This window comes from Chryseobacterium antibioticum (assembly GCF_012927325.1).
In the GTDB taxonomy this organism is placed as follows: Bacteria; Bacteroidota; Bacteroidia; order Flavobacteriales; family Weeksellaceae; genus Chryseobacterium; species Chryseobacterium antibioticum.
In genome coordinates this window covers 1-13,484 of the sequence record NZ_JABBGI010000004.1, presented here as the reverse complement: position 1 = coordinate 13,484, position 13,484 = coordinate 1, and the positions used below count along the sequence as shown (strand labels likewise).

5 protein-coding genes and 1 tRNA gene are annotated in these 13,484 nt (G+C 39.2%); 1 reads left to right on the top strand and 5 read right to left on the bottom strand.

The genetic code is table 11. The features are described from left to right. Positions 1–4 precede the first annotated feature (4 nt). The 3 genes from HHL23_RS04010 to HHL23_RS04000 are packed head-to-tail and all read right to left on the bottom strand — an operon-like array spanning position 5 to position 11,302. Positions 5–6,229: an SDR family NAD(P)-dependent oxidoreductase gene (locus HHL23_RS04010; protein ID WP_169233531.1), complete on the bottom strand. Its 6,225-nt coding sequence runs from the start codon at positions 6,227–6,229 to the stop codon at positions 5–7. A gap of 9 nt (positions 6,230–6,238) precedes the next feature. Continuing rightward, positions 6,239–7,528, bottom strand: coding sequence for a flavin-containing monooxygenase (locus HHL23_RS04005; RefSeq protein ID WP_169233530.1), 1,290 nt, complete (start codon positions 7,526–7,528; stop codon positions 6,239–6,241). Positions 7,529–7,531: 3 nt separating this feature from the next. Continuing rightward, on the bottom strand, positions 7,532–11,302 hold the full coding sequence (locus HHL23_RS04000; protein WP_169233529.1) for a Pnap_2097 family protein: 3,771 nt from the start codon (positions 11,300–11,302) through the stop codon (positions 7,532–7,534). A gap of 804 nt (positions 11,303–12,106) precedes the next feature. Between HHL23_RS04000 and HHL23_RS22975 the strand changes: the two genes are divergently transcribed. Continuing rightward, positions 12,107–12,298, top strand: a complete 192-nt coding sequence (locus HHL23_RS22975) for an ISAon1 family transposase N-terminal region protein (RefSeq protein ID WP_449386647.1) — start codon at positions 12,107–12,109, stop codon at positions 12,296–12,298. Positions 12,299–12,549: 251 nt separating this feature from the next. On the opposite strand, the gene HHL23_RS03990 is transcribed toward HHL23_RS22975, so the two are convergent. Continuing rightward, positions 12,550–12,634: transfer RNA gene (locus HHL23_RS03990), tRNA-Ser, on the bottom strand. Positions 12,635–12,847: 213 nt separating this feature from the next. Beyond that, positions 12,848–13,075 carry a glyceraldehyde-3-phosphate dehydrogenase gene (locus tag HHL23_RS03985; protein WP_169233528.1) on the bottom strand — a complete coding sequence of 76 codons (228 nt, stop codon included), beginning with the start codon at positions 13,073–13,075 and terminating at the stop codon, positions 12,848–12,850. Between the last annotated feature and the right edge of the window lie 409 nt (positions 13,076–13,484).

Below are 13,484 nucleotides of genomic sequence, written 5' to 3'. Positions count from 1 at the left end.
ATTCTCATTTCACCTGATGTAACAATGGGTGCAGCTTCCCAGAACTTTTTACTTTAATAATTTCTTTGACTGCAATCCCTGATTCCAATTCAATCGATTTAACCGGAATCCAGTGTCTGTTTCTTGCAAACGGATAATTGGGTAATTGTAATTTAACTGGTCGTTTATTTTTGTATTGTTTTGTCCAATCGACAACATAGCCCTCAACCCATGCAATTGCCAGTTCCGTCAGTTCTTGATTCTCTCCGGATTTCTTTCCTTTTGATTTGCTTACAATTCCTTCAAATTCCCTTTCTTGTTTGCTTCCATAAAGACTTTCTTTCAGTTCCCCCATATCAGATACAACTGCTGCCCAACGGTATTTTAGTTCTTCTCGTCCGATGTGGAGCGTATAGGCCATATTTTTTAGATCAGTCTGCTTATTTTCCTGAATAAAATGCAGGTAATTGTTCTTCAGCTGTTGAAGTGTAGCCGTCGTATTAGCGGATAAACAAATCACAACCAATTCATTCTCTGAGGAATAATCGAGTTTTTTTTTAGGATATTCCTGCACAATTACGTGTGCATTTGAGCCTCCGAATCCGAAGCTGCTCACTCCTGCAATTCTCGGTCTGTCCGATTTCCAGTTTTGTGTTTCTTTTACCAATTCAAACGGACTACCCTCCAGTTCCAGATATTCATTTGGGGAAGTGAGATGCGGATTGCCTGGCAATATTTGATGCTGCATACTCAAAATCACTTTAAGCACACCTGCAATTCCTGCTGCGGATTCAAGGTGACCAATATTTGTTTTTACGCTTCCGAGTTTACAGAACGATGTACCTTTTATCGGTAAATTTTGAATAGCAGCAATTTCCCGGAAAGCAGCCTTTAGCGCTTCCGTTTCAATAGGATCTCCAAGAGGCGTTCCCGTACCATGTGTTTCAATGTATGTTACATCCCTCAATGAAACTCCGCTTTTCAAATAGGTATTTACCAATAAATCTTTCTGTGCTTTTGGGTTCGGAGATGTTAGCGTATTGGCTTTTCCGCCGTGATTTTCGTTACTTCCTTTAATAATCCCGAAGATGGTATCTCCGTCTTTTTCCGCCTGTTTCAAAGATTTCAGCAAGATGAACCCGACTCCTTCCGAACGCACATAACCATTCGCTTTTTTGTCGAATGTTTTACATCTTCCGTCCTCACTCAGCATTCCGGCTTGTGTAAATGATAAAGTCAGATCGGGAGCCAGCAAAGCATTGACTCCTCCGGCAACCGCCATAGAACAATATCCGGATCTGATATTTTCAACTGCCCGGTGAATTGCAACCAACGAACTGGAGCAAGCTGTGTCAATGGCCTCACTAGGACCATGCAGATCAAACAAATAGGAAATACGATTTGCCAAAACGGCATGAGAGTAACCTGTAGAAAAATGGGCTTCACTTACCACATCTGCATGTTCTTTCAACAGGATGGAATAATCCGTGGATGAAACCCCAACAAAAACTCCTGTATCTGTTCCTTTTAAATCTTCGGGACGAATGGCTGCGTTTTCAAATAAATGGTACACCAATTCAAGTGTAATGCGTTGCTGCGGATCCATCAACTCTGCTTCATGCGGAGAAATATTGAAAAACAAGGCGTCAAATTTATCGATGTCGGTAATGAATCCGCCATGAATTGCTCTGGTTTTATTTTTTTCTTTAAAGGGGTCACCGAAATAGTTCTTCCAATTCCATCTGTCTGCAGGTACTTCTGAAATGGCATCGTACATATTGACTAGGTTTTTCCAAAAAACATCCAGATTTTCTGCTCCTGGCAATCTCCCGGCAATACCAATAATTGCTACTTCTTCCTGTTCCGTTCTTTGCGAACGCATCTTTCCTGTTTCTGTAGTTCGTATTTCTTCCGGAATATCGAAACCGAGTTCGTTTGCTTCGAATGGTGATATATTCTCCTTTACAACATTATCGGCATGTTCTTCCATCAGGAATGAACCCAACTCGTGAAGCGTCGGATAATTATAGAAAATGGTAGGCATCAGGTGAAGATCATAGGTCTCATTCAACGCATTGGAAAATTGTGTCAGTGAAATCGAGTCGAAACCAAATTCACCGAATTCGAGTTCCAGATCCATTTCCGCAGTATCCAACTTCAATATGTCAGCTGCCATCTTCAGCAGATTGTTTCGAAATGCCTCTTCTTGTGCTGTTTTATCAATAGCCGGTTTCGAACCGGTTTTCTGATAGACAATCACCGGTTGGTCATAAAATTTCTTTTCGAGAATATCCGGATCACCGTATACCAATCCCGCCACGGAACAACCACTTTTCAAAATAACATCAAAGGCTTCCATTCCCAATTTGCTTGGAAGTGGTTCCATTCCCCAATGGCGCTTTAAGTATTGTTCTGATGATTCATCGATCTGCATTCCCCCAGAACGCCACAACGGCCAGTTTATACTCAATGTCTGTCCGTGTCTTTCTCCCCGTTCAACCAAAATATTCCGGTAATGCGTATAATCATTCAGGTAGGCATTCGCCGATGCGTAATCTGACTGACCGATATTACCTAATACAGCAGACACCGAAGAAAAATTCACCATAAAATCTAGAGACTCTTCTTTGGTTGCCTCATCCAGGTGCATGATCCCTGAAATCTTGGGGCCAAACACGGCTTTTATTTCTTCATGGGTTTTCTTAACCAGTAAGCTGTCTCTTAGAACTCCTGCAGCGTGGATGATTCCGGTCAGTTGGCCATATTCCTTTTTGATTTGACTAATCAGTCTTTCAACAGAAACAGCATCGCTCACATCCGTTTGAATATATCTCCAGGAAGGTTGATCTGACAGTAACTGTCGCTGTATTTCATTGGCTGTTCTTCGGCCTGATAAGATAATCGTTGCCGTTGGGTAATTCCTGCTGATGTGCTGGGCAAACTGTACACCCAAACCACCGAAGCCGCCTGTAATCAGGTATACTCCTTCCGGGCGAAAGGAAACCTTGCGGTTATCCGCAAGATCTACAGACCTCAGCATACGCACTGAACGAACTCCTCCTTGGTAGCTGATCTCTTTGGAAGCTGTTTTTAGTTCAGTTTTAAGTATCTCTACCCATTTCTCAGGAGCACTGAAGTCTTCCACACCAAGTATTCTGCCCGTGAACCAAGAACATTCTTGTTCTGCAGATTTAATCAGTCCCCGTAAGAATCCAAAGCTGTGATAACGGGAAGTTAACCCAGCAACAGTAAGATTCAACGGTGATTTACCTGTGATGCTTTTCAGAATCTCGTTCTTTACACCCTCAAACAGATCAACAGGAGAAGTCGAAGAAAGATGAAGGATTTTACAGTTCAGAAATTGTGATACTGAAGTGGTAAGCTTTTCCGAAACATCTACTAAAACAATGGTATCGGCTGAAGATAGAGAAGTAGCTGCATCCGGCACAAGATTTTCCTGTTTCCAGGTGCTTTGATAATAACTCATCGTACCGGTTTCCGAAGCTGCAGGAACCGAATCATATTTTTTCTGGATGATTACCGATTGTTTTTCCGTAATTTGAGCCACCTTAATATCATCAGCCTCTATCCAAAAACGCTTTTCCTTGAACTGATAAGGGGGTAATTCTATCTTTTTAGCGTGAGAAGAATGGAATAATTTCCAGTCGATTTGCGCCCCTTTTGTCCATAAACCGGCCAAGGAATTCAATTCTGAAAAACGAACTGCTGCATCAATGTATGCTTTTCCGGCTTCCCCAGTAAGCAACAATTCTACCTTATCTTTTCGTGTATTTCCTTCAAAATATGTTTTCGGAGAAGAACCATTGTCCAGATAAGCTATCAACTGCAGCAATAAATCCTCAATAGAATTTGTAATAAAGGCTAAACGATACTGAAATTCATCCCGCCCTACCTGTAAAGTATACGCCAGATCCCGAAGAGAAATATCTGTTCTTATAGTCTGAACGGAAGTTGGAAGTTGATAAAAAGCTTGTAATTCTTTCCGCCATCTGTTTTCAATATGGGTAATTAAATGACCAATCGATGTGGTATTTATTATTTCATGCTGAAGCTGATCAATGTGCCAGCGATCTGAAAAATGGACTGCAAAAGTAATGAGGTCGAATTGTTGAACATTCAGTTCTTCAAAACTCATTTCGGATCTGATTTCAGTTTGTGAAATGCTCAGGTGACCCGAAAACCATTGAAGCAATTCCTGCTTCAATATATCAGATAATGTAGGAATTCCCCGATGAGAATCTACCAATAAAAATGACTGTAAAGCAACAATATACTTCTTTAAACTCTCTTCCGATTTGGCTGAAACAGGAACAATCAATTCTTTTTTCTCTTCCTGAACAGGTTGCTCATCTTTATTCCGGTAGGCTGTAACAAGAATATGCGCATTGGATCCACCCGCACCGAAAGAACTTATTCCAGCCGTTAACGGATGTTTTTTACCATTTAACTGAATCTCTTCCCAATTACCACCATTCTGGGCAATGGTAAACGGTGTGTTTTTCAAATCAATCATCGGATTAATTTCTTCCGAATGCAATGATTTAGGAATATAACGATGCTTCATACTGTATAATACCTTTGTCAGGCCTGCAAGTCCGGCAGCAGTTTCAGCATGACCGATATTGGTTTTTACCGAACCTATTTTACAGTATCCACTTGGTGGATTGCTAATTCCCTGTTCGGAAAACAAATCAGAAAAAGCCATTTTCATTCCGTTGATTTCGATTGGATCACCCAATGCTGTTCCCGTTCCATGCGCCTCAATGTAGCTAATGGTTCTCGGATCTACGGAGGATTTTCGGATTGTTTCTTTGATCAGTTCTGCCTGTGCAAGCGGATTCGGCGCGGTTAACGAAGCAGAGGCACCGCCGTGATTTTCGGCAGATCCCACAATTATACCGAGAATCGGGTCATTATCTCTTTCAGCAGCACTTAATTTCTTCAAAATAACTGCTCCTACTCCATCTCCGCGAACATATCCGTTTGCTTCTTTTGAAAAGGTTTTACAGCGTCCATCCTGACAGATCATTCCTGTTTTGGCATATTGAATATGCATCATGGGATCCATCATAATATTTGCGGCTCCGGCAATAGCCATTTCGCAACCTTCGTTCTGAATAGCAAGTGCCGCCCGGTGAATGGCTACCAGGGAACTGGAGCAAGCTGTATCAATAACGTGACATGGTCCGTTCAAATTCAACTGGAATGCGATTCTGCTCGGACAGAAGACGTGCGATGAAGCAGTCAAGTTCATGGCATCCAGCGGCAATTGCTGTAGCCTGAGTTGGTAATCCATGAGGTTGATACCCAGAAATACAGCTATTTTCTTTGACGAGAGTGAGGCTGTGCTATATCCGGAACGATAAATAGCTTTCCAGACACTCTGTAAAAAAAGTCGGTGCTGAGGATCCATAAGTTCCGCTTCTTTCGGGGAAATAGTAAAAAAATCAGGGTCGAATTGGTCAATTTCCGGGATAAATCCACCCCACTTGACATTCGTTTTATTCTCTTTCTGCGGATTCCCAAAGTGATTTTCCCACTTCCATCGATCGATAGGGATAATGTCGATGCAATTATCTTCGTTTCTAAGATGTTCCCATAATTCCTCTGCGGAACGACTTTTTGCAAACATTCCATCTATTCCAATGATGGCAATCGGTTCATAAGCGGGAGGTCTGGTTTTTTCTTCTTTTGGTATATTTTGCTTATTGACCGCCTGTTCACGTGAAAAAACGCCTCGGTATTTTTCCAGCAGTGCCTTTTCTTCAACATGTGTTTCTGCTTCGATAAGAGAACCAAAATCGGAAGACACCGTATGTGTCATTTCCACAGTCGGTTTTGTTTTTTGGAAAAGCTTCGGATTTTTTTGAAGAATAATTTCCGCTAATCGCTTCAAATTTCTGGCTTCAAAAAATACGGTAGCGTGCAGCTCAATAAGGAATTTGGCACTAATACGTTTGATAAACTCTGTAATCAGCAGCGAATCCATACCGTATTGAGAAACACCGCTGCTTACATCGATTTTATCAAGTGGAAGCTTGATTAATGCTGCCAATTGTTCGGTCAGTTCGCGTTCAATAACCATAAGGTGCATTTCTGATGATGGTTCGATGGCCTTGTGTACTGCAATAGTTTTGGTTTTTTTTGTTTTTTCAACAAGTGATCTGCGGGCAAGTTCTATTAATTCATTCTCTAGGTAGGCTTTCATTTTATTGTGAATAGGATCCATAAAAGTGAATTAGTGGTTAGTTAACATATCGGTGTAATAATTGACTTCTTTGAGGTATTTCCAGAGATCAACTTCCCATTGATGCCTATAAGAATCGAGGAAATTACGTTGTCCCATCTCTGGAATATTTTCGGTTTTCGCTTCATTAAATTGTTGAAGACCTTTTCTTCCGGATCGAAAGGCTTGGATATACTCGGCGCAGAAATTGGCACTTGACTCGATAAAACTGCCAAAACCTGTGGCTGAATTAATGAACCCGGCAAACAAGAGGTTATCTATATTTTTCGGAACCATGTGGAGGAAAAAATCAGGAACGCCATTTTTCATATCGACCAATCCTTTTTCAAGAAATGAAAAATCACGATCATAGCCTGTTGCACAGATAATCAGGTCAATTTCTTCTTCTGTTCCATCTTCGAATTGAACTATTTTTCCTTCCAGCTTGCTGATGTCCGGTTTTGGCTGAATGGATCCGTGACCGATATAGTACAAAATTTGTGAATTCAGAATCGGATGTGCTTCGTTAATAGGGTAATCAGGTTTTGGTAATCCAAAGTCTGTTCCGTCGAACCCGGCAAGTTTAAATACTTGCTCTATGTAAGCCATTCCTTCTTCTTTCGATTCGAATTTATTTCCAAGCGAAAGCATCCAGTCTGAAGTTGGCATTCCATTGATGAATTTCGGCTGATAATAGTACCCCCTTCTGGTACTATGAAATACTGCTGAGGAATGATGAACGCAATCTACAGTAATATCACAACCGGAATTTCCTCCACCCATTACCAAAACACGTTTACCTGCTATTTGATGAGATCCTTTATAAGCCAGGGAATGAATTATTTCTCCGGTATAATCGGAAAAATTCAGCTTCGGAAATCTCCCGACACGCTGCAAGCCATTGCACACAATTATCAAGTCGTAATACTGAGAATGCCCATTTTCAGTATTTATTCTCCAACCGTCTTGTTCTTTACGAACAGATGTTACTGTTGTGTTGAATTGGACATGTTCATAAACCCCTGAAGATTTGGCTACTGCTCTCCAATAATCGAGAACCATTTCGTGTTTGGGATAATGCGGATAATTCTCCGGCATTGGAAAATCCATCAACTGAGTAATTTTCTTTGATGAGATAAGATGAGCAGATTCATAAACCCGACCACAAAGCTCATTTGCATTCCACACTCCGCCAAAATCTGCCCCAGCTTCGTATAAATCATATTCAATTCCAGATGTGGAAAACTTACGTGCGATGGAAATACCACTTGGTCCTCCACCAATAATACAGACTTTACTCATAGTTTAATTTTGACACAAGAATTCCGTTATCATTTCTCCTGTTCTTACTCCTTTGAATGCAAATTGCATGATCCCCTGAGGGTTAAATAGCAGAAAGTCATAACTATTTTTATTTTTCTTTATTTTAAATGACATTAGCGGGGTCAATTTTCCTTTCAGATTGATTTCTTCCGAAAAATAAGGAAGCAAATCTTTTTGCTCTGACGAATCACTGACAATTATTGAATTGGCAGGAGCCAGCTTTCTCCGAATTGTCCAAAGCCCCTGAAATATGCTGGAGAGGGTTCCTGTTCTCACTTCTAATACTCCATCAAAACTGTTTTTTTCTGCATGGATTTCAAGAATTCTGCAAGGGTTTTGAAGAGCATACAATTCCCGATTCAGCAGATCTGAATCTGGCTGATTCGGTTGTTTTTCTTCCCGGGAATTGATCTGATTATACTCCTTTTTCATATTACTTTCCTGCATTTCACCAAAAAACAAGGGACTTCCGGATTTGCTGAATTCAAAATATTCCATTTCATCCTTTCTGATGATTCTAAGCGACACTAGATCTCCCGATTTTAAATCTGTATTCTCTTTTGTCCAAAACACATTTTTCAGAATATAGTGTTTGCCGGAATGATTGGTATCCAGCATTTCGCATATTAGTTCCGGGAATAATAATCGTAGATTTTTGCTCTTCCATCCAGCTAAATCCGGAATTGAACAAGTGATTGATTCACCGGAAAAACAGAATCTTTCGGAATTGCAAATTTCATGTGATGTATCATCTTTTACTTCATCTTTTTTTGGACCGGCAATCCAATATTTTTCTTTTGCGAACGGATACACCGGTAAGTCAGTTAACCATTTAACATCTGAAGAAACGTATTGTCTCCAGTTAACTGTTCCTCCGGCTGCCCAATATGCTGCAATTTGATTCCAGTCAGCACCTGCCGGAAGTATTTCTGTAATATCCGGATTAGCTTTCCCGAGAACCAATTGATTATTTGGTTTGTGATGCTCAAAGTCTTCGAGTGCAGATACCAGTTCAGCCTTTTTAGAAGATACAACAGCTACTCGCTGCCCTAATTCAGCACGTCCCATCTGCAGTGTCGCAGCCAGCGACTGCAAGTCCGTATTTTCGTTTCGAAGCACATATCTTTTAAGGTTTCCGGCAAGCTCCTGTAAGGCTTCAGCAGTAGCCGCAGACAGCACAAACAATAAGGAGCAAGACGTATCTGTTACTTTTTTGACTCTTTCTTGTCCGGTATGAGACGCGATAATTACATGGGCATTGGTTCCTCCGACACCGAAGTTGCTCACCCCGGCATAAAGTTTATTATTTTCATTTTTAGAAATCCATTCCTGAAGATGTTGTTGTATATAGAATGGACCCGCATTCAGATCTATTTTAGGATTTAGCTTTTTATAATTGATCGTAGGAGGAATTTGCCGGTGTTTCATTGCAAGTAAAACCTTCAGAACGCCAACCAAACCGGAAGCTGCTTCCAGATGGCCTATATTGCTTTTTACAGAACCAAGTCCACAGGTATTGGGTTTTATTTCATCATTCATCTTACTGGCGGCATCGTTCAATCCATTGATTTCAATAGGGTCACCTAATGATGTTCCTGTTCCGTGAGTTTCCAAATAAGACAAATCATTTATAGTAATATTTGCATTTTTTAGTGCAGCAATTACCAATTCAGACTGCTGTTTGGGATTGGGAACAGTTAATCCGCTTACTCTTCCTCCGTGATTGACAGCTGAACCTTTGATCGTTCCGAGAGTTTCATCATTGTCTTCCAGTGCTTCGCTCAATGGCTTCAATAAGAACAATATTGCTCCTTCACCCCGTACATAACCATTTGCCTGCTGGTCGAACGTACTGCATTTTCCATCTTCACTCAACATTTTTGAAGTATAGTATGAGATGGTTTTTGCACTGTTGCACATCAAATGGACTCCGCCTACTATCGCTTGCTTACATGTCCCTACCTTTAATGCCAAAATCGCGTCATGCAGTGCAACCAATGATGACGAACACGCCGTATCAATTGTTTTACTGGGACCTTTAAGGTCAAAGAAATATGAAATACGATTGGCTAGCATTGCAGATGCACTTCCGGTTACACTGATTCCAGATGTTGAGTTGTATGAAAGTTGTTCATAATCACTTCCGCTTGCTCCGATAAATACTCCGATATCTTTCCCTTTGTACCTGTCGGGATGATATGCTGCGCGCTCAAAAAGTTCCCAGGATAACTGAAGAAGCAAGCGCTGCTGGGGATCCATTAATTCGGCTTCCAGAGGAGAAATAGAAAAAAAAGAAGGATCAAATTCATTCAGTCCGGTGATAAAACCTCCTTTATCTATTCCTTTGTGTGAGCTCGCCGGATTTACTTCTTTTGGCCATTTCCATCTTCCCTCTGGTAAACTTCCAATGACTGATTTTCCGGATTTCAATATTCTCCAAAAAGCTTCTGTTGTATTCGCTCCAGGCAATTTGAAGCTGGTCGCTACAATGGCAATTTCGTCTCTCGCTTTTCTCTTTTCAATTTCATATACTTTAACTGGATTTGCCGATCTGTTCAAAATGGTATCTACAATTTCTTCACAGGTTCGTGCTCCATAGAACTTACTTGGGTTTGTCTTCAAATTCAGATCAATATTCAGTTGCTCAGAAAGTTCCATAAACAAAATGGATTCAATCCCCAGGAGAGATAAATCGGTTTTGGATGAAATGACAACTCCTCCAAGCATTTCAGATAAAATTCCAGCAATCTTGTGAATCAGTTCTGTTTTTTCTATACCGTTTCCATTTTCTGTAAAATCTTCCGTTTTTTCAACCTGTTTTACTTGTTCATCTGAATATTTCTCTATTCCCGCTTTCCATTCTTTTTTGAATTCACGAATAACAAACTGTTTGGAGATCAGCTTGCCATCTGCTTTCCGGTATATGGAAGAAGAGATTTGGATTTTGTTTTTTTCGAGGAATTCATAATGATTCAGTTCATATATTAACTCATCTTTCGGGTTTGCATTTCCGAAATAAAAAATATCGCGGCCCAAGCAGGCATTTAATTGCGTCCAATCACTATCCTGAATACTCAGTATTTCGTTAAAAACCTTTCGTTCACAACGGTCATTAATCATCGGATAGGAAGCGAAATATAATAGTCCAACGCCATTGATATCAGAAAAAGGATCTATCGCATAAGCATATTGAGCAATGCAATGAGAAGTAACTTTAAAGCTTTTTCCGGCAAACTCATGCGACCACTCTGATTTATCCGCATCCGACAAGTTGCTTTTCATCTGCAGAAAGCCTTTGGCAAACTCAGGTAATTCTTTATGCGTAATTGTTTTTTCGTTTGCCTGTCTTACAGGAGCCGACTTTTGCAATTCCGTATTGTCTGTACTTCTCGCAGAAAACACAGTCATTAGCGAAGCTGTGATTTTCTTACGTGAGCCCGTTAATTCCTGTTCTGAGAAGAACATTTTGTTACCGAATCTGGAAATCTCGCTGGTAATTTGAATCGGATCATTTTCTTTAAATGCAGATAAATCTTTATTCGATTCCCATTTCATCCTGACAAAACTGGCATAGAGCCGTTCACCAGAATGATCCACAAGTTTGTCTGTAGAAACTCCCAGGCTTCTGGAAATCAAATTCCAGTGATGGTCACCAAATTCTTTTAAAAACCAATTTTCGGAGAGTCCGGTTAGGGATAAATGAGGCATCCCTACAGTGTAATCTTTACTTTGTGTAAAAAAAAATTCCGTCATAATTTACAATATTTAGCAACTTTCAGCTCTATCAGCTTCTTCTTGCAGTCGTGTAATTCCATTTTTAATAGGGCATACAGATTAAAAAAATTCAATATTTTTTAGATTAGAATCTTGGTTTAGCTCTAAAAATATCTTTGAAATTCTATTTTGAATTATTGTATAATTATGTAACTCCATTCTATGTTTAAAATTTTAAAATATGCTCAACCGTAAATAGTTATTCTTTCAACAAAAATTATATCATTCGTTACACAAATTATCATGAACAAATTCTACTTGCTTTTTTTTGCCCTTATTAACAATCTTCTCATTTAATATTTTAACCCATCTTTGGAGTGAAAAAATAGTAAAGTGATTTTGTTAATGGGTGAATACTACTGATAAATTAATAATTTAGTTTTATGGTTTTTAGGTTGGCTAATATAACATCATTAAAATTCACTCACAAATGAAATACTATTTTAAAAAGAAAAAATTTCGTAACACTGAAATAAAATACGCCTACAAACGCCTAATATGATAATATCATAAGAAAAATAGCAATTATTTTTATCTAAAAAATAGAATAAAAGTTATAACTAATTAAGTAAGAACAAAGGGATGTGTGACCAATCTCAAAAGTAGGGGATACGCAATTAGGGGATTAAATTTTCGGAATGTATATTCCTGATGAATTAGTAAAACTCTTACTTCCTGATTTTTGGCAGACCACTTTGAGATAATAAAAGCAGAAGATACTGAAGTACTTCATGTTGATTTTGAAGAGAAGAATATGATTCCACAAGAGTTTTCCGATCGTCCATATCAGTCCATTGGTTTCACTCTTCCATTTTCGCTGAAGATTTTCCCTTAAGAGGAAAACAGGTTTTACTCCATATCAAAAGACAAAAACGGATTGATAAATACACAGATGAAATACTTCAAAGAAACGTGAGTCTGATTGTAAAAGGAACTCGCATAACTCAGGATTTTGCAATGCTTTTTTTAAATTAGCAGATACAAATCTTTTAATGCTAAAATAAAAAATTTTAGATTACAGCTTAGAGGAGTGAAGGATCGTGCTTTTTTCTTATTCAGATTAGCGAATCTTTTTGCTTAGCCCCCAGATTTTGCGCATGATCCGTTTTTAAGCGATATTGCTAATTTTGGCTATACAGCCCAAAAACAAAAAACCTGCAATTAGTTAAAATTGCAGATTTTAATAGCTTTTTAAGCATTTTTTGAGTTTTACTCTTGCTTTTCAGCGGAGAGAGAGGGATTCGAACCCCCGGACCTGTTACAGTCAATAGTTTTCAAGACTATCGCAATCGACCACTCTGCCATCTCTCCTGAATAACGGCTATACCGTTGTTTTCAGTGGTGCAAATATAAAACGATTTTATATTTCTGCAAAACTTTTCCCTGATAAATTTTAACGAAACTTAATAATAGGCTTAAAATCAGGCGAATTATTTTCAGTCATTTATTTAAAATAGATCTCCAATATTACGTTCCAGAACTAAAAATACAGTCTTTGAAATACCTTTGGGACTTTTGTTTTGTTTAGATGCCCTTTACTTCTTCCCTATCCACAATTGAAATGAAACTATTTCTCAGAAGATCCGCCGGATACACAAACTGATCTCCATTTTCTCCCTTCACCACAATGGCGCCCTGTTCATCGTTCAGGCATTTGTCCAACTGGCTTTGCATTTCATTCAGTCTTCCCTCCGCAATATCAATCGTGTAGGTTCCTGTGACGTGTTTTATTTTTATGATTTTGTTGTGCATGATGTTTTTTGATTGGGAGATAAATTTAGGGATTTTCTTTGAAGTGCAACATAAACCACCCCGTCAAAAATTCTTTGAATTTTCGCCACCCCTCCAATGTAGGGGAATGTGATACCGACCAATTATAACTTTTGTGGCAAGAAACGGGATAAAGTGAAATAAAAAAGCGCACCCAGAGGTAGTCATGGTCGGAAGAATTTTTCTTCCGACTTTTTTGTTTTTTGGCGTACGGAAAAGCATACTTATATTGCTGGTTATCAAACAATTAATTTGTTTTTCTGTTTTTTATTTTGTATATTAGCAGTTGATAATCAATTATTTATGCCCGTTTTCAAAGATCACAAATTCTCCCTTAAGCAGGTTTTAGAATTTCTCCCCGAAGCACTCTTAAGTCATCTTTCCGCGACCA

Bases quoted from the DNA above. Each gene is read 5' to 3' on its own strand.
- HHL23_RS04010 (WP_169233531.1), bottom strand. From the start codon at position 6,229: ATGGATCCTATTCACAATAAAATGAAAGCCTACCTAGAGAATGAATTA.
- HHL23_RS04005 (WP_169233530.1), bottom strand. From the start codon at position 7,528: ATGAGTAAAGTCTGTATTATTGGTGGAGGACCAAGTGGTATTTCCATC.
- HHL23_RS04000 (WP_169233529.1), bottom strand. From the start codon at position 11,302: ATGACGGAATTTTTTTTTACACAAAGTAAAGATTACACTGTAGGGATG.
- HHL23_RS03985 (WP_169233528.1), bottom strand. From the start codon at position 13,075: ATGCACAACAAAATCATAAAAATAAAACACGTCACAGGAACCTACACG.